20 protein-coding genes are annotated in these 22220 nt (G+C 60.2%); 9 read left to right on the forward strand and 11 right to left on the reverse strand.

Going from position 1 to position 22220, the window contains the following annotated elements; genetic code table 11:
- Positions 1-53: 53 nt before the first annotated feature.
- Together ABH912_RS17730 and orn are read right to left on the reverse strand one after the other, a co-directional pair.
- Complete coding sequence (locus ABH912_RS17730; protein WP_008153267.1) at positions 54-665, reverse strand: trimeric intracellular cation channel family protein; 612 nt, start codon at positions 663-665, stop codon at positions 54-56.
- Between the two features lie 84 nt (positions 666-749).
- Entirely contained in the window at positions 750-1292 is a 543-nt protein-coding gene (orn, locus tag ABH912_RS17735) for an oligoribonuclease (RefSeq protein ID WP_046056848.1), read from the reverse strand.
- Between the two features lie 107 nt (positions 1293-1399).
- On the opposite strand from orn, the gene rsgA reads away from it, so the two are divergent.
- From rsgA to ABH912_RS17755, 4 genes are all read left to right on the forward strand, one after another.
- On the forward strand, positions 1400-2431 hold the full coding sequence (gene rsgA, locus ABH912_RS17740) for a small ribosomal subunit biogenesis GTPase RsgA (protein WP_033055527.1): 1032 nt from the start codon (positions 1400-1402) through the stop codon (positions 2429-2431).
- Between the two features lie 213 nt (positions 2432-2644).
- Complete coding sequence (locus ABH912_RS17745; RefSeq protein ID WP_415773017.1) at positions 2645-3052, forward strand: TIR domain-containing protein; 408 nt, start codon at positions 2645-2647, stop codon at positions 3050-3052.
- A 3-nt stretch (positions 3053-3055) separates the two neighbouring features.
- Positions 3056-4015, forward strand: a complete 960-nt coding sequence (locus ABH912_RS17750) for a caspase family protein (RefSeq protein ID WP_033055523.1) — start codon at positions 3056-3058, stop codon at positions 4013-4015.
- Positions 4015-4500 (forward strand): toll/interleukin-1 receptor domain-containing protein, encoded by a 486-nt coding sequence (locus tag ABH912_RS17755; protein WP_033055520.1) that lies wholly within the window; start codon positions 4015-4017, stop codon positions 4498-4500. The genes ABH912_RS17750 and ABH912_RS17755 overlap by 1 nt, the downstream gene beginning before the upstream one ends.
- A gap of 42 nt (positions 4501-4542) precedes the next feature.
- Here the strand turns inward: ABH912_RS17755 and motB are convergent, their stop codons facing one another.
- A complete protein-coding gene (gene motB, locus ABH912_RS17760) occupies positions 4543-5571 on the reverse strand; it encodes a flagellar motor protein MotB (RefSeq protein WP_033055519.1) in 1029 nt (342 codons plus the stop codon).
- Between the two features lie 3 nt (positions 5572-5574).
- Positions 5575-6426, reverse strand: coding sequence for a flagellar motor stator protein MotA (motA, locus tag ABH912_RS17765; protein WP_033055517.1), 852 nt, complete (start codon positions 6424-6426; stop codon positions 5575-5577).
- Positions 6427-6592: 166 nt separating this feature from the next.
- Between motA and ABH912_RS17770 the strand changes: the two genes are divergently transcribed.
- Genes ABH912_RS17770 through asd form a run of 3 tightly spaced genes read left to right on the forward strand, consistent with a single transcriptional unit; the run spans position 6593 to position 9874 of the window.
- The gene (locus tag ABH912_RS17770; protein WP_429511269.1) at positions 6593-8131 is read left to right on the forward strand and encodes an HDOD domain-containing protein; all 1539 of its coding nucleotides are present in this window, start codon (positions 6593-6595) and stop codon (positions 8129-8131) included.
- Between the two features lie 42 nt (positions 8132-8173).
- The gene (locus ABH912_RS17775; protein ID WP_033055513.1) at positions 8174-8989 is read left to right on the forward strand and encodes a rhodanese-like domain-containing protein; all 816 of its coding nucleotides are present in this window, start codon (positions 8174-8176) and stop codon (positions 8987-8989) included.
- Between the two features lie 18 nt (positions 8990-9007).
- Complete coding sequence (gene asd / locus ABH912_RS17780; RefSeq protein WP_429511270.1) at positions 9008-9874, forward strand: archaetidylserine decarboxylase; 867 nt, start codon at positions 9008-9010, stop codon at positions 9872-9874.
- 55 nt (positions 9875-9929) lie between these two features.
- Here asd and ABH912_RS17785 read toward each other — a convergent pair whose 3' ends face one another.
- Positions 9930-10331: a lectin OAA family protein gene (locus tag ABH912_RS17785; RefSeq protein WP_033055626.1), complete on the reverse strand. Its 402-nt coding sequence runs from the start codon at positions 10329-10331 to the stop codon at positions 9930-9932.
- A gap of 198 nt (positions 10332-10529) precedes the next feature.
- On the opposite strand from ABH912_RS17785, the gene ABH912_RS17790 reads away from it, so the two are divergent.
- Complete coding sequence (locus ABH912_RS17790) at positions 10530-12308, forward strand: molecular chaperone (RefSeq protein ID WP_429511271.1); 1779 nt, start codon at positions 10530-10532, stop codon at positions 12306-12308.
- Between the two features lie 131 nt (positions 12309-12439).
- On the opposite strand, the gene serB is transcribed toward ABH912_RS17790, so the two are convergent.
- Positions 12440-13654: a phosphoserine phosphatase SerB gene (serB, locus tag ABH912_RS17795; protein ID WP_033055508.1), complete on the reverse strand. Its 1215-nt coding sequence runs from the start codon at positions 13652-13654 to the stop codon at positions 12440-12442.
- A 135-nt stretch (positions 13655-13789) separates the two neighbouring features.
- Between serB and ABH912_RS17800 the strand changes: the two genes are divergently transcribed.
- Positions 13790-15322 (forward strand): AhpA/YtjB family protein, encoded by a 1533-nt coding sequence (locus ABH912_RS17800; RefSeq protein WP_429511272.1) that lies wholly within the window; start codon positions 13790-13792, stop codon positions 15320-15322.
- 278 nt (positions 15323-15600) lie between these two features.
- Here the strand turns inward: ABH912_RS17800 and ABH912_RS17805 are convergent, their stop codons facing one another.
- From ABH912_RS17805 to parE, 5 genes are all read right to left on the reverse strand, one after another.
- A complete protein-coding gene (locus ABH912_RS17805) occupies positions 15601-16314 on the reverse strand; it encodes a PqiC family protein (protein ID WP_033055506.1) in 714 nt (237 codons plus the stop codon).
- Positions 16315-16490: 176 nt separating this feature from the next.
- Complete coding sequence (gene parC / locus ABH912_RS17810) at positions 16491-18758, reverse strand: DNA topoisomerase IV subunit A (RefSeq protein ID WP_033055505.1); 2268 nt, start codon at positions 18756-18758, stop codon at positions 16491-16493.
- A gap of 7 nt (positions 18759-18765) precedes the next feature.
- Positions 18766-19290, reverse strand: a complete 525-nt coding sequence (locus ABH912_RS17815) for a retropepsin-like aspartic protease family protein (RefSeq protein ID WP_033055504.1) — start codon at positions 19288-19290, stop codon at positions 18766-18768.
- Complete coding sequence (locus ABH912_RS17820) at positions 19287-20276, reverse strand: esterase-like activity of phytase family protein (RefSeq protein WP_429511273.1); 990 nt, start codon at positions 20274-20276, stop codon at positions 19287-19289. Before ABH912_RS17820 ends, ABH912_RS17815 begins: the two co-directional genes overlap by 4 nt.
- Complete coding sequence (gene parE / locus ABH912_RS17825; RefSeq protein ID WP_429511274.1) at positions 20276-22180, reverse strand: DNA topoisomerase IV subunit B; 1905 nt, start codon at positions 22178-22180, stop codon at positions 20276-20278. The genes ABH912_RS17820 and parE overlap by 1 nt, the downstream gene beginning before the upstream one ends.
- Positions 22181-22220 lie beyond the last annotated feature (40 nt).

Here is a 22220-nt window from a genome sequence, read left to right on the forward strand (position 1 = left end):
CCTCGACAGGATATTTCGACGCACACATTTTTCGACCATGCACTCCGCTGGAGTCAGGCTTCGTCGTTATAAACGAACTTCGGCATTTCCCAGTGAAAACGGATTGCCAGTAATCGCAGCAGGAAACCGCCGAACAGGGTGATCAAAATCGCCTGTTCACCGGGTAATTGCAGGTAGATGCAGAGCATGTAGCACCACGCTGCAGCGAACGAGACGCTGGCGTAGAGTTCGCGGCGGAAGATCAGTGGGATGTCGTTGCAGAAGATGTCGCGCAGAATACCGCCGAAAACTCCGGTGATCACACCGCTGACGGACGCTACGAGCATGCCGTGGCCCATTTCCAGCGCGGTCATGCAGCCGATCAGGGTGAACGCCACCAAACCCACGGCGTCGAGCACCAGAAACAGCGAGCGCAGGTGACGCATCCAGCGTGCAGCGAACACCGTGAACATCGCCGCCACCGAGGTTAGCACCAGATATTCCGGGTGCTTGACCCACGTCAACGGGTAGTGACCGAGCAGCACGTCACGCACCGAACCCCCACCCAAAGCCGTGACGCAGGCAATCAGCACCACGCCAAACCAGTCCATCCCGCGACGACCGGCAGAAAGGGCACCGGTCATGGCTTCGGCGGTAATGGCGATCAGGTAAAGCATCAGCAACATGGCGGCGGTCCTTGCAGGAAGGCGCGCAGTCTACTCACTTCACCGAAGCCCCAAAAGAGGGCAGCCGTTACGCCAGCTGCCAGATCAGAACTTGATGAAGTGCTTGCGGTAGTGCTGCAGCTCGGCGATCGATTCGCGGATGTCATCCAGGGCCAGGTGAGTGCTGCCCTTTTTGAAGCTGTCGCGCACGTCCGGCGCCCAGCGTGCGGCCAACTCTTTCAGGGTCGAGACGTCGAGGTTGCGGTAGTGGAAGAAGCTTTCCAGGGATTTCATGTGGGTATAAAGGAAGCGACGGTCCTGGCAAATGCTATTGCCACAGATCGGCGACTTGCCCTTCGGCACCCATTGTTCCAGGAAGGCGATGGTCTGGGCTTCGGCTTCGGCCATGCTGATGCGGCTGTCGCGCACCCGCTGGGTCAGGCCCGAGCCGCCGTGCTGACGGGTGTTCCACTCGTCCATGCCGGCGAGAATTTCGTCGCTGTGATGGATGGCGATCACCGGACCTTCGGCCAAGGTGTTCAGGTCACTGTCGGTGACGATAGTGGCCATTTCGATGATGACGTCGGTATCAGGGTTCAGACCGGTCATTTCCAGGTCGATCCAGATCAGATTCTGCGGGTTTTGCATGTGTCGGCTCCTAGGCAATGCTGCGCAGTTTAGCCTAGGCAACTGGCCGGGCGTGCTAAACTCGCGGCCGTTTTACCTAATCGCTGCATTCTTCATACGGAACACCCATGGCCAAACGCCAACTCAATCGTCGTCAAAACTGGCGCATCGAAAAGATTCAGGGCGAACGCGCTGCCCGCGCCGCCAAACGCGAGTCCTCGGCTGTCGAGGCACTTGAGGGTGGCGATCTGGGCCCGGAACAGACCGGCCTGGTGATCGCGCACTTCGGTGTGCAGGTCGAAGTCGAAGCCCTTGATGGCGAGCTGGCTGGCCAAGTGTTCCGCTGTCACTTGCGCGCCAACCTGCCGGCGCTGGTGACCGGCGATCAGGTGGTCTGGCGTGCCGGCAACCAGGGCATCGGCGTGATCGTGGCGCAACTGCCGCGCAAAACCGAACTCTGCCGCCCGGACAGCCGAGGTCAGCTCAAGCCTGTCGCGGCCAACGTCGACATGATCGTGATTGTCTTCGCGCCACTGCCCGAGCCTCACGCCAACTTGATCGACCGCTACCTGGTCGCCGCTGAGCACGCAGGGATTCGTCCGTTGCTGTTGCTCAACAAGTTCGACCTGATCGACGAGCAGAACGCCCCGGCGCTGAATGCCTTGCTGGCGGTTTACCGCACACTGGGTTACCCGGTGCTGGAAGTCTCGGCGCACCACGGCAATGGCATGGAGCAACTTCAAAAACAACTGGACGGACGCATCAGCGTGTTCGTCGGCCAGTCCGGCGTCGGCAAATCCTCGTTGGTCAACAGCCTGTTGCCTGAAGTCGAAGCCCGTGTCGGCCCGCTGTCCGAGTTGTCCGGCCAGGGCACTCACACCACCACCACCGCGCGGTTGTTCCACTTCCCCGGTGGCGGTGAGTTGATCGACTCCCCGGGTATCCGCGAATTCGGCCTGGGCCACGTCAGCCGTGCCGATGTCGAAGCCGGCTTCATCGAGTTCAACGACTTGATCGGCACCTGCCGCTTCCGCGACTGCAAGCACGACCGCGAGCCGGGTTGCGCCCTGCTCAAGGCCCTGGAAGAAGGCCGCGTGCAGCAGCAACGGATGAACAGCTACCGCTCGATCATCGCCAGCTTGCCTGAAAACAGCTATTAAACAGACGCGCCCGCTGCCTCGACACTGACGGGGCGGCGCGCCGCTTGTAGCATCCTACAAATATCCTCACCATTTAAACGTCAGAAACTTCTGTAAGGCGCTTGCACGCCTGCGTGTAGGGAAATTCTCTTTATCAGCGCAGGCCTTGTTACGCCCACTCAAGTGCATACATTCGAGCCCTCATCGCATTTCTGGCGATACCGAGGGACAGCCATGCAAACCTATCATTTGTTCATCAGCCACTCGTGGAACTACCCCCACGCCCACGACAACCTCGTACGGCTGCTCAACGCTAAACCCGGCTTCACGTTCAAAAATTTTTCGGTGCCGCCAGACAACCCGATCATCGGCGCGAAAACCGACAAACAGCTGGAAGAAGCCATCGAAAACAAAATCCGGCCCTGCTCGGCAGTGCTGATCATGGCGGGGATGTATTCGACCTACAGCAAGTGGATCAATAAGGAAATCGAGATCGCCAGGCGAATGGGCAAGGTGATCATTGCGGTGAAGCCGTTTGGTGCGGAGCGGATTTCCACGGTGGTACGCCGGGCGGCGCACGCGGAGTGTGCGTGGAACACCAACAGCATCATCAATGCCATTCGAACTCACGCAGCGGGGTGAACCATGCGCAAGGGACTGTTCATCGGGATCAACCATTACGCCCACGTCTCTCCATTGAGCGGATGCAATAACGATGCGATGGCCATGGCCTCGGTGCTGGAGCGTCACGCCAACGGGCGGCCGAACTTCAGCAGCAAGGTGCTGACCTCAGCCGAAGATGACCTTTCGCTGACGGCCATGAAGCAGCACATCCAAAGCCTGTTTTCCGGTGATTGTGATGTGGCGCTGCTGTATTTCGCCGGCCATGGCCAATTCGATACCAGCATCGACGAGGGGCTGCTGATTCCTCAGGACTTTGCACCGGGTGGCGATGGTATTCGCATCAGCGACATATTGAGTTGGGCGGACAACGCCCCCCACATCAAGAACAAAATCATCATCCTCGATTGCTGCCAGGCTGGCGCAGCCGCCGCAATGCGCGGATTGCGCGGTGGTAGCAGCGTCATCGGCGAAGGCATGACCATTCTCACCGCCTGCAAAAAAGATCAGGTTGCACTCGAAGGACGCGGCCACGGCGTGTTTACCGACCTGCTGCTGCAAGCGCTGCACGGTGGGGCCGCCAACGTACTGGGCAAGGTCACTCCCGGCAGCGTGTATTCATTCGTCGACAATGCGTTGGGTGCATGGGAACAACGGCCAGTGTTCAAGACCAACGTCTCGCAATTTGTCCCCTTGCGCGAGGTCACGCCACTGATCGCCGAAGAAACCCTGCGCAAACTCAAGGACTGGTTCCCGGAGCCCAGCCATGTCTTTGCGCTCGACCCCAGCTACGAACCCACCGAAACAACGTTCGACCCGGACCACGGCGAAGTCTTCGCCCAATTGCAAAAATGCAACCGCCACAGCCTGATCGAACCGGTGGACGCCGAGCACATGTATTACGCGGCCCTGAACTCAACCGGTTGCCGCCTTACCGCCCTCGGCGCCTATTACCGCGAACTCGCCCTCAAAGGACATTTCTGATGCCCGTATTCATCAGCTACCGTCACGTGGATCGCCCCTACGCGATCGCCATCAACAGCCGTCTGATACGAGCCAACATCAAGACCTACTTCGACGTGCTGGACCCGGAATCACAGACCACCGACGACATCACCGGGGTCATCACCCGCAACATCACGGCGTGCACGCATCTGATGGCGGTGGTCTCTGACAAGACCGCGCTCTCATGGTGGGTGCCGTTCGAAATCGGTGAAGCGACCATCAGTAACCGACGGATATGCTCATTCAAGACAGAACCGGCCGAACTGCCGCTTTACCTCGATAAATGGCCAAAGCTCAGCACCGACAAGGATCTGGATTTTTTCATTGATGCCTACCGTGAAGAAGTGGCGACCAAGCGCTCAATGACGTTGGACTCGATCAACGAATCTCTTTACGGCACCTACAAACGCAATGCCGAGCTGTTCCACGACCAGCTCAAGAACCGCATCCGACGCGGCTTCTGACAGACACAAAAAAGCCGACATCACTGTCGGCTTTTTCGTGGGTCACTGCTTCGGTGGCTCACCCGGTTTCGGCGCCGGGTTGTCGAACAGGTTCAAGCGCTCCCGAAGCTCATGCGCCGGCAACGGCTCTTTATCCGCCGGCAACGCATTCGGATCGGCTGGCGTGGCAGGCACTTCGCCCGGGCCGCCCTGCCCTTGCGTCGGCTCTGGAGCCGGCTCCGCACCTTGCGAACCTTCGATGGCACGCTGGGCTTTCTTGGTCAGCACCACGATGTCGATACGGCGATTGATCGGATTGAACGGGTGCTCGCGATCGAACAACGCCGACGAGGCATAACCGACGACGCGCGCCACCTGTGCATCCGGATAGCTGCCGGCGACCAGCGCACGACGTGCAGCGTTGGCACGGTTGGCCGAGAGTTCCCAGTTACCGAAGTCACCCGTGCCCGTGTACGGCTTGGCATCGGTGTGGCCGCTGATGCTGATCTTGTTCGGCACCGCTTTAATGGTGTCGGCCATGGCCAGCAGGATGTCTTCGAAGTACGGCTTCAGACGGGCACTGCCAGAGTCGAACATCGGCCGGTTTTCGGCGTCCACAATCTGGATGCGCAAACCGTCCGGCGTGATTTCGAAACTGATCTGGTCTTTGAATTTCTTCAGCTGCGGGTTCTCTTCGACCTTGGTCTGCAGTTCTTGCAGCAACAGTTCGAGACGTTCCTTCTCGACCTGTTCGGCCATGCCTTCAACCTGCTCGGCGTCGACGGTCACCTTGTCCGGCTGCGGCTGAGATTTCACTTCGGGGTTGAGGGTGTTCTCCGGCGCCAGGGTCGGCGAGCCGCCCAGGTCGATGATGTACGGCGTGCCACTTTCGGAAAAGCCGACCGGGTCCTTGAAGTAACCGGCGATGGCGATCTTCTGCTCAGGCGTTGCGGTGGACAGTAGCCACAGCACCAGGAAGAACGCCATCATCGCCGTCGCGAAGTCCGCGAAGGCGATTTTCCAGGCGCCCCCGTGATGCCCGCCGGCGATGCGCTTGACGCGCTTGATGATTATCGGCTGGTTATTTTCCATGACTTAACGACCGCGAACCGCTTGTTCCAGCTCAGCGAAGCTAGGACGGTGCGCCGGGTACAGAACCTTGCGCCCGAACTCTACCGCCAGCGATGGCGGCATGCCGGAGGCCGAAGCGACCAGCGAGGCCTTGATGGCTTCGTAGACGTTCAGTTCTTCCTTGGCATCGTGGGCCAGGGAATGGGCCAGCGGGCCGAAGAAACCGTACGCCGCGAGAATACCGAAGAAGGTACCGACGAGTGCCGCACCGACGTGCAGGCCGATGGATTTCTGATCGCCTTCACCCAGGGAAGCCATGGTCACCACGATACCGAGTACCGCCGCGACGATACCGAAACCGGGCATGGCGTCGGCAATACCGTTCACCGCGTGGGACGGATGCTCGAGGTCTTCCTTGAGGCTGTAAAGCTCCATGTCGAACAGGCCTTCAAGCTCATGGGGAGCCATGTTGCCGGAGGACATGATGCGCAAGTAATCGCAGATGAACGCGGTCATGCGTTCGTCTTTAAGCACAGTCGGGTACTTGGCGAAAATCGGGCTTGCGGCGGCGTCTTCGATGTCGCCCTCGATCGCCATCATGCCTTCGCGGCGGCTCTTGTTGAGGATCTCGTAGATCAGGCCCAGCACTTCCAGATAGAACGTGTGGTTGAAACGCGAACTGAACATGCCCAAGGATTTCTTGAGCACGTGCATGGTCATGTAACCGGGGTTGGCCTGCAGAAATGCACCGAGTGCCGCACCACCGATAATCATGACCTCGAAGGGCTGAATCAGGGCGGCAATTTTGCCATGGGAGAGCACGTATCCGCCGAGCACGCTCGCGAATACGACGATGATGCCGATTAATTTAGCCATAGGTAGGAGAGCACTTACTGAGTCGGGTTCAAGGTCATATTCGGAAGTTAAAAAATCTCTTCTTCTACTTATCGGCAAAACTGCGCCAGACTATAGCCAGTTCAGGCGAAAAGCCAATTTGGCCCGCTCCGGGCATAGGTAATGCAGACGATGATCGCGTCCAACCATGGCTAACGAAACGAACGTTCCAACGCCAAAACCGACCACTCTCGAAGGCTGGGTCAAGCTTCTCGATGGCGTGCGCCTGCCCGTTCCGCAAGCCAGTCATGACCGCGTCTGCAACGCCATCGCCAACAGTCGCAGTTCCCTGCGCGATATCGCCGAACTGATACAGGACAGCCCCGCGCTGGCGCTGAGCGTGATTCGCGAAGCCAATCGCCACACCCATGGCAGCATGACCGAGCCTGCGGAAAACCTTGAGGTGGCGATCAATCGCCTCGGTTTGAAGCGCACCGAAGAACTGCTCGCCCGCCTGCCTGCCCAGCCTCAATCCGAAATCCCGGTGGGCCTGCGTCAGCTGCAACTGATCAGCCAGCACGCGACCCAACAGGCCAACGGTTTTTTCGCCAGTCGCCTGGCGCGGCTGTGGCAGGACATCCACTGGGGCAGCCTGCTGTTTCTCTCGCCGCTCTGGCCGATGGCGTTGACCCATCCGCAGTTGCTCGAAGAATGGGAGCTGCGGGTCATCCACAAAGGCGAGTCGGCGCGCAAAGTCGAAAAGCAATTGTTCGGCGCTCGCCTGCTGGAAATCTGCCTGGCGCTCGTGGACATCTGGCGTCTGCCGATCTGGGTGCAGCAGGGTTATCGGCTGCTGCTCAACGAGCAACGTGAGCTGGTGAAAGTGCTGCGCATCGCGCGCGACAGCGATCATCCATTGCGCCAGCAGAACCGCCTCGACGACGATCCGACCCTGCGCCGCTGGCTCAATCAACCGGCCAATACGGTGTTGCTGGCCAACGGTCTGGCGCTGTCGGCGCAACAGGCCTGGGACAGTCCGCACAGTGAACGCTGGCAGTACCTGACCAGCCTTTACCTGCAAATGCCGATGGACGAAGTGCAGCAGCAGTTGCACCAACAGGCCGCCAACAGCGCCCGTCATCACGCCATGCCGGACCTCTGGCACCCGGCCGTTTCATTGATCTGGCCGTGGGGCATGAACCGCGTTCACGCCGGATTGCTGCCAGCCCCGGCACCGACGGCCGAAGACCTGGCGAAATGGCGCAGACAGTGTGCCGAGTTGCTGGTCGAGCCCAGTCGCTTCACCAATGCCATGCACTTGACCACCTCTGCCCGGGACGCGTTGGTCGCGTGTGGCATGCGTCGGGTGATGATCCTGATGGCCGACCGCACTCACGCCAATCTGCGAGTGCATCAGACGGCCGGACTGCCAAAAGAAGCGGCCGGCCTGAACTTCGTCGTCAGCCAGAGCACCGTACTGCAACGCCTGCTCTCGCAACAGGCCCAGGTACGCCTGACGCCGGCCAACAACGCACAATTTTCCGAGCTGTTACCAGTCAGCCTGCGCTCACAGTTCGGCGGCGAACACTTGCTGCTGCGTTCACTGGTCAATAATGGTCGGGTGATCATGATTGTGGTGGCAGATCAGGGCGGCGGGCCGTTCTCTGAAATCACCGTGCAAGCCTTCGGCAAAACCGCGCAGTGCATCGAAAAGGCACTGCACAGCTTTAGCCACCGCGGCCAATGACGCTGCGCTACAATCCTCCCCTTTGTGTTCTGGAGACCTCACATGTCTGACTTCTCTGGCTTGCCGCTGGTGATCGAGCCGAGCGACTTGCTCCCGCGACTCGACGCCCGCGATCTGATTCTGGTGGACCTGACCAGCAGCGCCCGTTATGCCGAAGGGCATATCCCCGGTGCGCGTTTTGTCGATCCGAAACGCACTCAACTCGGTCACGCGCCTGCGCCGGGACTGATGCCGCCGCAAGCGGCGCTCGAAGCGTTGTTCGGTGAGCTGGGACACAACCCCGATGCGGTCTACGTGGTCTATGACGACGAAGGCGGCGGTTGGGCCGGGCGCTTTATCTGGCTGCTGGATGTCATCGGCCACAGCAAGTACCACTATGTCGACGGCGGCCTGAAGGCCTGGCTGGCAGAAGGCTTGCCCATGTCGATCCAGATCCCGCCAGCGGTCGGCGGCCCGGTTGCGTTGACCTTGCACGACGAACCCACCGCCACCCGCGAGTACCTGCAAAGCCGCCTCGGTGCCGCCGACCTGGCGATCTGGGACGCACGCGGGCCGCTGGAGTACTCCGGCGAGAAAGTCCTGGCGGCCAAGGCCGGGCACATTCCCGGCGCGGTCAATTTCGAATGGACCGCGGGCATGGATCAGGCGCGCAACCTGCGCATCCGCACCGACATGCCGCAGATTCTGGAAAAACTCGGGATCAGCAAAGACAAAGAAGTGATTACCCACTGCCAGACTCACCACCGTTCTGGCTTCACCTATCTGGTGGCCAAATCCCTCGGTTATCCGCGGGTCAAAGGCTACGCCGGTTCCTGGGGCGAATGGGGCAACCACCCCGATACGCCCGTAGAGATTTAAGGTTTTTAAGGACAGTTAATGAATAAGCGTTTGTTTATCCTCAGCCAATACCTGCTGCCCCATCACCTGCTGTCGCGACTGGCCGGCTGCATTGCCGAATGCCGCGTGCGCTGGTTCAAAAATGCCTTTACCGCCTGGTTCGCCAAGCGCTATCAGGTGGATATGTCGCAGGCGCTGGTCGAAGACCTGACGGCTTACGAGCACTTCAATGCGTTCTTCACTCGCGCTTTGAAGGATGGTGCTCGCCCGCTAGACCAGACGCCAGGCGCGATCCTCAGCCCGGCCGACGGCGCGGTCAGCCAACTCGGTCCGATCGAACACGGTCGAGTGTTCCAGGCCAAGGGTCATAGCTTCAGCGTGCTGGAATTGCTGGGTGGCGACGCGGCCAACGCAGCGCCGTTCATGGGCGGTGATTTCGCGACTATTTATCTGTCGCCGAAGGACTACCACCGCGTGCACATGCCGTTGGCCGGCACCCTGCGCGAGATGGTCTACATCCCGGGCCGGATCTTCTCGGTCAACCAGACCACCGCCGAAAACGTTCCGGAATTGTTCGCCCGCAACGAGCGTGTGGCGTGCATTTTCGACACCGAGCGCGGGCCGATGGCCGTGGTGTTGGTGGGTGCGATGATCGTTGCGTCGATCGAAACCGTTTGGGCCGGGTTGGTCACGCCGCCGAAACGCGAGCTGAAAACCTTCCGCTACGACGAAGCTGCCCGTGCGCCGATCCATTTGGAAAAAGGTGCAGAACTGGGTCGCTTCAAGCTGGGTTCGACCGCTGTCGTGCTGTTCGGGCCTGATCAAGTGAAGTGGGCTGAAGAACTGGCGGCCGGTTCGCCGGTGCAGATGGGCCAGGGCATGGGCATGGGCCTGGCAAAAGCTTGATCCCTGATCCGAACCCGCGAACGTCTTCGCGGGGTCGGACATTTCGGTGGTGCCGTTACTCTATCTGTCCACGGAAGCCGATCGGCCCTTCGTTGGCGTAGGTATTGGTGCCACTGAGGTTTTTCCCTCCATCGCCGGAGGTCACGCTCAACGCCACAACGTTCTGATTATCCCGACCTCCGATGACCCATTTGCCACCCGGATGCCACGGGGCATCGTTGCCGCCCCACTGATTTTCAACGTTGTACTGGTTCTGGCCCGTGCGCTGAGCCTTGAAGCCAATGGGACCTTCACCCGCATACGTCATGGTGCCGGTGAAACTCTTCCCGCCATCGCCCGATTTGATATCGATCGCGACAACGTTCTGGTTGTCCCGCGCGCCTAGCGTCCAGTCTCCGCCCGGATGCCAGGGTGCCGAACTACCGCCCCATTGATTTGCCACTACATATCTAGACATAAACTTCATCTCCTTGAAGTTACAAAGAGACCTGCCCTGCGTAGGCAGCAGGCCGCACGACTGTGCGTATCCAGTCGCACGACTGTCAGATTAGTAGTACGCCCGCAGGGCACTCGACTGACAGACAAACGGTAGAAGTCCATAACTGCTACAGTCAGGTCATTCACTGCCCATTTCCCGGTTGGAGTTTTCCACGGCATGAATGAGACCAGCCCCCATCTGTTGCTACGCACCCCGATCCCAACGCAGTTGCGCCTGTCGTTCTGTGAAGCCACCCCGCGTGATCTCAAGCGTTGGATCGCCAATCTGCCCAAAGCCAATATCGGCGAAACCGCTCGCCAGCTGTATCAAGGCTTGAGCGAACTCAACCAGCTGGTCACGCCCAGCGACAATCGCCTGCAATTGCTCGAACTGTTGCGCCCCGAGGTGTATTACGTCTGCAAACACCTTGAGCGGCATTTCCTTCATCAGTCGATTGTCCTCGACGAGCGTTCGCGCAAGATCGCCAACCTCTGTCAGGCGCTGCAGAGTCATTTGGCGATTGGCTATAAACAGATTGTCGTGCGCATCACGCCACGCTTCAGCAAAGACCGTGCGCCACTGCTGACCCAGGCTCTGCAACGAGCGATCCATTGCCTGAACGGGCCGCTGACTCGTTCTACTGAACTGTATTGCCCGGTGCCGGAAGGCCTGTGGCTGGAGCTGCATCAGCTCTACCGGATCGCCTGCGCGCACCGGCTCCAGCACACCAGCCTGCGCGATGAGCTGGCCAGCCAGAGGCAAAACCTGAGCATCGAACAGACTTACGTGGTCGCCCTGCTGTTGGGCGCCTCACGCTGCAACCAACTGCGCCAGAACCAGATTGCCCGGGTGGCCGAGGTGCTGGAGCCCTGGAGCCAATGGATCAAGCTGCAACCCGACAAACCAGCCACCGGGCTGTTTGCCGTCTCGCCAGACCTCGACACCGGACCGCGTTACCGCACCAAGTTCCGGGCCGAGCAGCAAGAGCGCTTATTGGGGATCGATCCGCAGGGGTTGGTCGCGGCAATAGAAGCTCATTTGCAAAAAACCGACAGCTCATCGCCGCTGCCCGTGCCGCCAGGGTTAAGCCTGGATACGTTGCAACACCTTCATGCCGCCTGGGGCCAGGCTGCCGAGCGCAGTTTCCAGCGCACCGTCGGCCAAGGCACGTTGACCCTGTGCATAGGCATGAGCGCGCTGCACTTTTATCTGGGTGGGCAACGCTCATTCAGCGACATCCTGAAGAACCACGGTGCCCGGCCTGCACAATTTTCGGTAACGTCAGTGACCGGCCGGGAAAAGGACCAATGGCACGAGGCCTTCGACGCCGCGCCCCAAGGCAATTCGGACACTCTATTGCCCTACGAAGAGATCGAATACCCGCAGCTTCAGAATGACGACAGCCACGAAGCATCCGACCGCAATCAGCACTTCCCGACCCATGTCCTGTCAGTGGTCAATCACAGCCCCGGCGGTTACTGCCTGGCCTGGCCTGGCGCAGTCCCTGCCGAATTACAGGCGGGTGAGATGGTCGGTATCGAGGATTTTGCCGGTCAGGGCTGGAGCATCGCGGTGGTGCGCTGGATCCGTCAGGTGCGCGGCGGTGGTACGCAGATGGGCATCGAACAGGTCGCACCCTTCGCCGAGCCTTGCGGCCTGCAACTGGTGCGCACCCGTGATGACCACAGCCAATACCTTCGCGGTCTGTTGCTGCCGCAAATCAGCGCTATCGACGTGCCGGCCACCCTGCTCGCGCCGCGCCTGCCCTTTCAGGAAGGCAACAAAGTCATGATCAATACCCACGGCGAGGAACGCCGGGTCGGGCTGGAGCGACGGGTGGCAAGCAGCAACAGCTTTAATCAGTTCGCCTACCGCCCACTGGAGACCGCCAGAAACGACAACGCCGCAGTGAGCGGCGTTGAGGAGGATTTTGATTTGTTGTGGAAAACGCTTTGAGGGTGATGCCGGTAACTGTGGCGAGGGAGCTTGCTCCCGTCTGGACTGCGTAGCAGTCCTTTTTTGGGGCCGATTCGCAGCCCAACGGGAGCAAGCTCCCTCGCCACAAGGCTCTTTCAGCCCTGAAACAATCAGAGCTGCCCGTCGCGATCCCGGAAGCCCAGCAAATACAGCACGCCATCCAGCCCAAGGGTGGAAATCGCCTGCTTCGCCGACTGCTTCACCAGCGGCTTGGCACGGAACGCCACGCCCAACCCGGCAATCGCCAACATTGGCAAATCGTTGGCGCCGTCGCCGACCGCAATGGTCTGCTCCAGACGCAAACCTTCCTTGTGCGCCAGTTCCTTCAGCAGATCCGCCTTGCGCTGTGCATCGACAATCGGCTCGACCGCCACACCGGTGACCTTGCCGTCGACCACTTCCAGTTCATTGGCGAACACATAGTCGATACCCAACTTGACCTGCAATTGCTTGGCGAAGTAGGTAAAACCGCCCGACAGGATTGCGGTTTTATAGCCCAGACGCTTGAGTTCGGCGAACAGGGTTTCGGCACCTTCGGTCAGGCGCAGGGAGGCGCCGATGGAATCCAGTACGCTGACATCCAGCCCTTTCAACAAGGCCAGGCGCTCCTTGAAGCTGGCGCGGAAGTCCAATTCGCCGGCCATCGCCCGCTCGGTGATCGCGGACACCTGATCGCCCACGCCGGCAGCCTTGGCCAGTTCGTCGATCACTTCGGCTTCGATCAGCGTCGAGTCCATGTCGAACACCGCCAGACGGCGGTTACGGCGGAACAGCGAATCTTCCTGGAAGGCGATGTCGACGTTCAATTCCTGCGCGACGCTGAGGAATTCGGCCCGCAGCGCTTGCGGATCAGCCGCTTCACCACGTACGGAAAACTCGATGCAGCCTTTACCCTGATCGGCCGGGGTGTCCAGCGGCATGCGCCCGGACAGACGATCGATGTGGTCGATGTTCAAGCCATATTTGGCGGTGATCGAACTCACGGCCTGCAATTGCCCGGCGGTCACTTTGCGGGTCAGCAGGGTCACGATGTGGCGTTTCTTGCCCTGATTGCCTACCCACTGCTGGTAATCCTCTTCGGACACCGGCGTGAAACGCACCTGCTGATCGAGCTTGTACGCCGTGAACAGGATGTCCTTGAGCACCGACTTGCCTTGCTCGGTGTCAGGAATTTCAACCAGGATGCCGAACGACAACGTGTCGTGGATCACCGCCTGACCAATGTCGAGAATGTTCACACCACCCTGGGCCAGAACGCCGGTAATGGCCGCAGTCAGACCCGGACGGTCGACTCCCGTGATGTTTATCAGGACGATTTCGCGCAAGGCGCACCCCCGCAGGTGGAAAAAAACCGCATTCTACCCACTTTCAGTGACCATCGGGCACCGTGAGCGCTTTGACGGTCTAGGGCCTGTCGCTATACTGCGCGTCAACTTCACGGACAAAAGAGCCGAGCTCAAGTGAACCGGCCCACGCCAGTAAAAACCGATAACTTCTTTCTGCTGATCTTCCGTGCACTGCGCCACCGCCGTGTACCGATTGCATTGCGCATCGCCAGCCATAACGTGATCCTGGTCGCTCTGGCCCTGGTGATCTATGCCTGTGTGATGGGTTTGCAGTTCAAGCAGGCCATGCACGAGCAGGCGGATGCCCTGGGCGAAAGCCTGACCACCCAGACTGCCACGTCCGCCACGGAGCTGTTGGTGTCCAACGACATCCTCAGCCTCAACGTGCTGCTCAACAACCTGACCAAAAACAAGCTAGTGGCTCACGCTGCCATCTACAGCGTGGATAACCGCATCCTCGCCGAAGCCGGTCAGCGCCCCAAGCACAGCCTGCTGGGCGAAGCCGAAGGCATGTACCAGAGCAAGATCACTTTCCAGGATGTGACCGCCGGGCAACTGCGCATCAGCCTGGACATGGATCAGTTCCAGCAGCCGATGACCATCAGCCTGCAAAGCATGGGCATTTTGAGCGCGATCCTGCTGGCGCTGTCCCTGGCCTTGAGCCTGCGACTGGGTCGGCACATCTCCACACCGTTGCTGCAATTGCGGGTGTGGCTGCGCCATATCGACGAACACACCCCGGGCACCGAGCGTCAGGATGAGATCGGCGACCTGGCTCGCCAGCTGCACGCCGACTTCGCGCCAGAGCCCGCCGAGCCGGAACCCGCTCCCGAGCCTGAATACGACGAAAGCGACTACGAAGACGCGGACGATAACGAGCCAACCTTCGAAGTGCGCAATTTGCGTGACCCGAGTTTCGATGAATCCAAGCCTGTGGCTGGCCTCAAACCTGCGCCACGGCGCAGTGTCAGCACCGTTGAAGACGATGATGACGACGATGCATTTGCCGACCTGATTGATGAGTCAGCGTCGAGCGCGCCGAAACCGGTAGCCAAACCGCAACCATCGAACGTGCCGCAGCACAGCGCTGTGCTGGCCGTGCAACTGGGCGCTCAGGATCAACTGCGTCGTCTGCCCCGCACACGTCTGGAAGAACTGCTCAAACGCTATCGCGACTGCCTTGATCAGGCCGCCTCGCTCTACCAGAGCGAGCTGCACACCCTGAACGATGGCAGCACCCTGATGCTGTTCCACACCGAAGACAGCGGCGACGACTACCTGACCAACGCTATCTGCTGCGGTGAGTTGTTGCGGGCTCTGGGCCATCAGTTGCAGATCGAAGTTGCCGACAGCGGCATCACCCTGCAATTGCAACTGGGCCTGACCCTGGGTGACGAACTGTTCGGCCTGAGCCAGATAGATCTGCTGCTGACCGAAACCGCTCAAGATGCGCTGGCCCTGTCGCAACACAGCCGCAACCTGTTGCTGGTGCAGCGCAAGATCGGTGACGACGCGCTGATCCGCCAGCGCGCACGCATCCGCCCAATCGCAAGCCCGGAAGGCGCTTGTTGCGTAGAGCGACTGATGGAGCCTTATCCGTCGATGCTCGAGCGGCAACTGGCGCGGATGCATGAACGCCGGGCGTAAATAGCCCCGCTACGAAAAAGCCCGCAGACGAGTAATCGTCTGCGGGCTTTTTGTTGCTACCTGATTCTTGTAGCAGCTGCCGAGCCTGCGAGGCTGCGTTCGGCTGCGCAGCAGTCGTAAATCAGTCAGCGCGATGGGTCATGCAATCGTTTGAACAGGATTTGCGAGGGCTTCGGTCCAGCGCTACCCCGGCTCGAACGCAGCCTCGCAGGCTCGACAGCTGCTACGGAAACAACAAAGCCCGCACATGGCGGGCTTTGCTTTGGATCAATCCAGACTTAGAACCTGAACACTTCCATATCGGTCCGGATCGGCGAAGCCATCGGGATCTTTGGTTGCTTATCCTGTTCTGCCGCCGGCGCCACGGGCTTGGCAGCCTGTTTTCTTGGTGCTTCGGCAATTGGCGGCTGATTAGCCAGCGGCTTGAGCGCCGTCGACAGTTGCTCGGCCAGACGCTGCAGCAATACACCCTGAGCCTGAACCTGAGCCGCCGTACCACCGGCATGCTGTTCCTGCAGATGAATGATGCGGTTATCACGAACCTGGCCACGGCGGTCGATCAGACGCCATTGCGCATCAAGGATCGCCGGTTGCGCCTCACCCGAGTCCAGGCGAGTAATCGTCAGAAGAACCTGCACATCCGGCGTGAAGCCCACTGTCGCTGGCGCCAGCACCACGCGCTGGCTGTCCAGACGACCGGCGACCTGACGCAGCAGCAGCTGATCGATGTCCGAAGACAGGCTACCCGCCCAACGACCATCAGCCGAAGCTTGCAGGCTGCCATCCGGCTGTCGCTGCAACAATGTTTCGCGTTGCAGGTAATCAGCGACCGTTACCGGACCCAGCAAAACAGCCATGCCCGCGCTTTGCGCAGGCTGAGCCGGACTTCCGCTGTCCAGCTGATACAGCGACACCGGTTGGTGAACGCTGCAACCCGCCAGGCCAAGAACGCCAGCGAGCATCAAAATAAAAGGAAGGCGCAGAGCAGTCATCGTCCCATCCAGGTGGTCGCCACAAGGCTAACCACAGTGAAAATACTCAATAAATGTGAAGAACGCTCGGCCACGCCGGCGCTTGAAAGGCCATATCATCCGTGAATATGCGTTCCGACTCCAGCGGCAAAGCGTCGATCTACGCGTTAAATCGTAGATCGAGCGCTCTAGGACGCTTAATTGAGGTTTTCGACGAGCAGCGCATCTACCCTCTGAAAGCCACGTGGCAGTTTGTTACCACGACGTCCACGCTCACCTTTGTAGTGTTCGAGGTCGTCCGCTTTAAGGGACAAAGTACGTTTTCCGGCCTGCAGCACCAACGTGGCGCCATCCGGCAGTACCGCGATGTCCGTGACATATTCTTCGCGACTGGCGACACGCTCACCGGAAATCCCGATGATCTTGTTGCCTTTGCCCTTACCTAATTGTGGCAGATCACTGATTTTGAAGATCAACAGGCGACCTTCGGTGGTCACCGAGGCCAGCCAGTTTTGCTCACGATCAGCCACCGGTCGCGGCAGAATCACCTTGGCGTTGTTCGGCAGGCTCAACAGCGCCTTGCCCGCCTTGTTCTTGGCTTGGAGGTCTTCACCTTTTACCACGAAACCGTAACCGGCGTCGGACGCAATCACGTACAGCGAATCGTCTTCCGGCATCAGCACGCATTCAAAGCTCGCCCCTGGTGGCGGCGTCAGACGGCCGGTCAGCGGTTCGCCCTGGCCACGGGCCGATGGCAGCGTGTGCGCAGCCACCGAATAGCTGCGACCGGTGGAATCGATAAACACCGCAAACTGGTTGGAGCGGCCGGGCGCCAAGGCCTTGAAACCATCCCCGGCCTTGTAGGAAAGCCCGGTGGCGTCGATTTCGTGACCCTTGGCAGAACGAACCCAGCCTTTTTCCGACAGAACGACGGTTACTTTCTCGTTCGGCAGCAGATCGTGCTCGGTCAGGGCCTTGGCTTCGGCGCGCTCGACGATTGGCGAGCGACGGTCGTCGCCGTAGGTTTCGGCGTCCTTGATCAGCTCGGTGCGGACCAGTTTTTTCAGCTTGGCTTCGCTGCTCAGCAGGGCTTGCAGCTTGGCTTGTTCCTTGAGCAGTTCATCCTGCTCGGCACGCAGCTTCATTTCTTCCAGTCGCGCCAACTGACGCAAACGGGTGTCGAGAATGTAGTCGGCCTGGATTTCGCTCAGGGCGAAACGCTCGATCAGCGCGGCTTTTGGGTGCTCCTCGGTGCGGATGATGTGAATCACTTCATCCAGGTTGAGGTAGGCAATCAACAAACCGTCCAACAGGTGCAGGCGACGCTCGACCTTGTCGAGGCGGAATTGCAGGCGGCGACGTACGGTCTGCACCCGGAACTCCAGCCACTCGACCAGCAATGCGCGCAGATTTTTCAGCTGCGGCTTGCCGTCCAGGCCGATGATGTTGATGTTGACCCGGTAGCTCGACTCCAGCTCGGTGCTGGCGAACAGGTGCGTCATCAGTGCGTCGTGATCGAAGTTTTTGCGCGCGCCGGGAATGATTACGATGCGGCACGGGTTTTCGTGATCGGACTCGTCTCGCAGGTCAGCGATCTGCGGGGCTTTGGACGGCTTGGCCTGCATCATGGCCGCGATCTGTTCCAGCACCTTGGCGCCAGACACCTGATGCGGCAGCGCGGTGACAATGATGTCGCCGTCTTCGATGTGGTACACGGCGCGCATACGCACCGAGCCCTTGCCGGTTTCGTACATTTTCAGCAGGTCGGCGCGCGGCGTGATGATTTCCGCTTCGGTCGGGTAATCCGGGCCCTGGATGTGCTCGCAGAGCTGTTCGACCGTGGCTTTCGGCTCATCGAGCAAACGCACGCACGCCGTGGCAACTTCGCGCAGGTTGTGCGGTGGTACGTCGGTGGCCATGCCCACGGCGATGCCGGTGGTGCCGTTGAGCAGGATGTTCGGCAAACGTGCCGGCAACACCAGCGGCTCGTCGAGCGTACCGTCGAAGTTCGGCCCCCAGTCCGCAGTGCCCTGGCCCAGTTCGCTGAGCAGCACTTCGGAATAACGCGACAGCCGCGCTTCGGTGTAACGCATGGCGGCGAAGGACTTGGGATCATCCGGCGCACCCCAGTTACCCTGGCCGTCGACCAGCGTGTAGCGGTAGCTGAACGGCTGGGCCATCAGGACCATGGCTTCGTAGCAGGCCGAGTCGCCGTGGGGGTGGAACTTGCCGAGCACGTCACCGACGGTACGCGCCGATTTCTTGTGCTTGGAATCAGCGTCCAACCCCAACTCGCTCATCGCGTAGATGATGCGCCGCTGTACCGGTTTCAGGCCGTCGCCGATATGCGGCAAAGCACGGTCCATGATCACGTACATGGAGTAGTTGAGGTAGGCATTTTCGGTGAAGTCAGCCAGTGACCGGCGTTCTACGCCGTCCAGGCTGAGATCAAGGGAGTCGCTCATGCGGGCCTCATCGGTTCGTTGTCTGGCGCAGCAGCATGGTGCCACCGCGCTGGGTAAATTCAAGTTTGTTCAGCGCGCTCATTCCGAGCAGCACTTGCTTGCCATCCAGGCCTGGCACGACGAGGGCGCGCACATCACGCAGCACAATGTCGCCCAGTTGCAGCCGGTCGATGCGGGTTCGGTAACCCTGGGTGCGACCATTGGCTGTGCTCAGGGTCACCCCGAAGCCTTTTTCCAGTTTCAGGCGTTCGGCCATTTCAGCCGGGATCGACACGTCGGTCGCCCCGGTATCGAGCATGAAATCCACCGGCTGACCGTTGATCTGGCCGCTGGCGACGAAGTGACCCTGTGTGTTGCTGGCCAGTTTCACTTCGATAAACCCTTCGCCCTGCTCAGAGCTGACGACGGTGTTGGGGTTCTGCTGACGCGCCTCCCACTGGCCGAAAAACCGCGTCGCCAGAAACAGCGCCGCGCACCAGGCCAGCACCATCAACACTCGACCAGCGCGTTTGCCTGGCGGCTGCTGACTCATGGCTTGGCACTCCAGCCACCTTCAGGCGCGGCAAAGCGCCAGACGACCGGACGTTCCTCGCCATCGGCGCGGGCATCGTTGTTGTTGTCGGTGCCAATCCACGCGCCCTCGGCGTCAACAATCAATGCTTCGGTCAGGCCGTAAGGGTTTGAATAGCGGCGATGCGCTTTCAAGGCTTCATCGGCAAACGACCAGCAGCGATCGACCTTGGCCGTCACCGCATCACGGCGGCAGATCTGGTAAGCGTTGCGCTCAAGGGTAAACAGCTTGCCGTTGAACAGCGACAGGTCGGCAAAGTCTCGGGACACTGCTTTGGCTCGGGGAAACTGCGCCGGTTGCATTTCTTTCCCGGCTTCGCTCAGCAACACACAGCCACCCTCGCAATCCCAGACCGTTTGTTTGCGCTTGATCAGCAACAAGCCACGGCTTTGACGCTCGGCGGCGAGCCACAATTGATCACCCGCCGGATTGATCGCCAGGCCCTCGAACAACGCATTGAAATGCAGCAGCATGCCACTGGCCCGGGCTTCGCGAATCAGAATCGGCGAGATCTTCAGCCAGGACGATGGCCCAACGGGTGGCACTTGCAGAATCGCAGCATGGGATTCGCTGACGATGTAGCGATTACCGGCGCTGTCGCAGGTGATGCCTTCAAAATCCAGATCCCCGCCACGGACAAACGACGCCACCCAGGATCGCGAACGCAAACCCCAGGGCAAACCGCTGTCTGGCACCGGCGGTACGCCAATGCCCACGGTTTCGGCTTTCCATACCCTGTCGCGGGTATCGAGCCGGTAAATCTGATCGTCGTCGCGATCGGAGACCGTCCACAAATCCTTGCCACACTGGGCCAGCCCGGAGAGGTTGCCGCCGCGCATACCGTCAACGGGATGCTCGGACAACAGGCGCAGTTCCGGCACCGGTTCGGCAAATACCGAAACCGAGGTCAGAAGTAACGCACACGCCAGGGCAAAGCCAACCCGCATCAGCCAAGAACCTCGGCCAGGTTGCCTTTGGATTCCAGCCAGGATTTGCGGTCACCGGCGCGTTTCTTCGCCAGCAACATGTCCATCATTTCCGAGGTCGCTTCGAAATCGTCCAGCGTCAGCTGCACCAGACGCCGAGTGTTCGGGTCCATGGTGGTTTCGCGCAGCTGCGGCGGGTTCATTTCACCCAGACCTTTGAATCGTGTGACCTGCGGCTTGCCGCGTTTCTTCTCGGCCACCAGACGATCGAGGATGCCATCGCGCTCGGCTTCGTCCAGGGCGTAGTAAATCTCTTTGCCCAGGTCGATACGGTACAGCGGCGGCATCGCGACGTAGACGTGACCGGCATCCACCAACGGGCGGAAATGCTGGACGAACAACGCGCACAGCAAGGTGGCGATGTGCAGACCGTCGGAGTCGGCGTCGGCGAGGATGCAGATCTTGCCGTAACGCAGCTGGGCGATGTCCGTTGAGCCCGGATCGACACCGATGGCCACGGCGATGTTGTGCACTTCCTGGCTGGCCAGCACTTCGCTGCCGTCGACTTCCCAGGTGTTCAGAATCTTGCCGCGCAACGGCAGGATCGCTTGAAATTCTTTATCCCGCGCCTGCTTGGCCGAACCGCCGGCGGAATCACCTTCCACCAGAAACAGCTCGGAACGCATCGGGTCCTGCCCGGCACAGTCGGCGAGTTTGCCCGGCAGTGCCGGCCCCGCCGTGATGCGCTTGCGCTCGACCTTCTTGCTGGCCTTGAGACGACGGCCGGCATTGTTGATCGCCAGTTCCGCCAGCAACATGCCGGTTTCCGGGTTGGCGTTGAGCCACAGGCTGAACGCGTCCTTGACCACACCGGAAACGAACGCGGCCGCTTCACGGGACGACAGGCGCTCTTTGGTCTGGCCGGAGAATTGCGGCTCTTGCATCTTCATCGACAGCACAAAAGCGATGCGTTCCCAGACGTCTTCCGGCGCCAGTTTCACGCCACGAGGCAGCAGGCTGCGGAATTCGCAGAATTCGCGCATCGCATCGAGCAAGCCCTGACGCAGACCGTTGACGTGGGTACCGCCCTGCGCCGTCGGGATCAGGTTGACGTAGCTTTCCTGAACGCTGTCGCCACCTTCCGGCAACCACAGCAGGGCCCAATCGACCGCTTCTTTATTACCGGCCAGGCTGCCGCAGAACGGCTCGTCCGGCAGACGCTCGAACCCGTTGACCGCGTCCACCAGGTAGGAGCGCAGGCCGTCTTCGTAATGCCATTCGACTTTCTCGCCGGTGGCCTTGTCTTCAAAACTGACCAGCAGCCCCGGGCACAGAACGGCCTTGGCCTTGAGCACGTGCTTGAGGCGGCTGATGGAGAATTTCGGCGAATCGAAGTATTTCGGGTCCGGCGCGAAGAACACGCTGGTACCTGTGTTGCGCTTGCCGACGGTACCAATGATTTCCAGCTCGGTTTTCTTGTAACCGTCGGCGAAGGTCATCTGGTATTCGTTGCCGTCACGCTTGACGCGCACCCGGACTTCGTTCGACAAGGCGTTGACCACGGAAATACCCACCCCGTGCAGACCGCCGGAGAACTGGTAGTTCTTGTTGGAAAACTTGCCACCCGCATGAAGCTTGGTGAGGATCAGCTCGACCCCGGAAACACCCTCTTCCGGGTGAATGTCCACTGGCATGCCACGGCCGTCATCGCTGACTTCCAGGGAGTGATCGGCGTGCAGGATGACCTGCACCGAGGTCGCGTGCCCGGCCAAGGCTTCGTCGACGCTGTTGTCGATGACTTCCTGGGCGAGGTGGTTCGGCCGACTGGTGTCGGTGTACATGCCGGGGCGTTTGCGCACCGGGTCGAGGCCCGAGAGGACTTCGATGGCGTCTGCGTTATAAGAGCTAGCGCTGGGAGTGGCCATGGGGTCTCGTCGTCAAATGTTCTGTGAAAAAGAGGCGAAG

Origin of the sequence: Pseudomonas sp. BT76 TE3572 (assembly GCF_050435365.1) — a bacterium.
GTDB classification, from domain to species: domain Bacteria; phylum Pseudomonadota; class Gammaproteobacteria; order Pseudomonadales; family Pseudomonadaceae; genus Aquipseudomonas; species Aquipseudomonas fluorescens_W.

Excerpts from the sequence above, each read along its gene's own strand:
- ABH912_RS17730 (WP_008153267.1), bottom strand. The coding sequence starts at position 665 with ATGTTGCTGATGCTTTACCTGATCGCCATTACCGCCGAAGCCATGACC.
- ABH912_RS17805 (WP_033055506.1), bottom strand. The coding sequence starts at position 16,314 with ATGACTGCTCTGCGCCTTCCTTTTATTTTGATGCTCGCTGGCGTTCTT.
- parC (WP_033055505.1), bottom strand. The coding sequence starts at position 18,758 with ATGAGCGACTCCCTTGATCTCAGCCTGGACGGCGTAGAACGCCGGTCA.
- parE (WP_429511274.1), bottom strand. The coding sequence starts at position 22,180 with ATGGCCACTCCCAGCGCTAGCTCTTATAACGCAGACGCCATCGAAGTC.
- ABH912_RS17755 (WP_033055520.1), top strand. The coding sequence starts at position 4,015 with ATGCCCGTATTCATCAGCTACCGTCACGTGGATCGCCCCTACGCGATC.
- ABH912_RS17750 (WP_033055523.1), top strand. The coding sequence starts at position 3,056 with ATGCGCAAGGGACTGTTCATCGGGATCAACCATTACGCCCACGTCTCT.
- motB (WP_033055519.1), bottom strand. The coding sequence starts at position 5,571 with ATGGAAAATAACCAGCCGATAATCATCAAGCGCGTCAAGCGCATCGCC.
- rsgA (WP_033055527.1), top strand. The coding sequence starts at position 1,400 with ATGGCCAAACGCCAACTCAATCGTCGTCAAAACTGGCGCATCGAAAAG.
- ABH912_RS17820 (WP_429511273.1), bottom strand. The coding sequence starts at position 20,276 with ATGCGGGTTGGCTTTGCCCTGGCGTGTGCGTTACTTCTGACCTCGGTT.
- orn (WP_046056848.1), bottom strand. The coding sequence starts at position 1,292 with ATGCAAAACCCGCAGAATCTGATCTGGATCGACCTGGAAATGACCGGT.
- ABH912_RS17770 (WP_429511269.1), top strand. The coding sequence starts at position 6,593 with ATGGCTAACGAAACGAACGTTCCAACGCCAAAACCGACCACTCTCGAA.
- ABH912_RS17790 (WP_429511271.1), top strand. The coding sequence starts at position 10,530 with ATGAATGAGACCAGCCCCCATCTGTTGCTACGCACCCCGATCCCAACG.
- motA (WP_033055517.1), bottom strand. The coding sequence starts at position 6,426 with ATGGCTAAATTAATCGGCATCATCGTCGTATTCGCGAGCGTGCTCGGC.
- asd (WP_429511270.1), top strand. The coding sequence starts at position 9,008 with ATGAATAAGCGTTTGTTTATCCTCAGCCAATACCTGCTGCCCCATCAC.
- ABH912_RS17745 (WP_415773017.1), top strand. The coding sequence starts at position 2,645 with ATGCAAACCTATCATTTGTTCATCAGCCACTCGTGGAACTACCCCCAC.
- ABH912_RS17775 (WP_033055513.1), top strand. The coding sequence starts at position 8,174 with ATGTCTGACTTCTCTGGCTTGCCGCTGGTGATCGAGCCGAGCGACTTG.
- ABH912_RS17815 (WP_033055504.1), bottom strand. The coding sequence starts at position 19,290 with ATGAGTCAGCAGCCGCCAGGCAAACGCGCTGGTCGAGTGTTGATGGTG.
- ABH912_RS17785 (WP_033055626.1), bottom strand. The coding sequence starts at position 10,331 with ATGTCTAGATATGTAGTGGCAAATCAATGGGGCGGTAGTTCGGCACCC.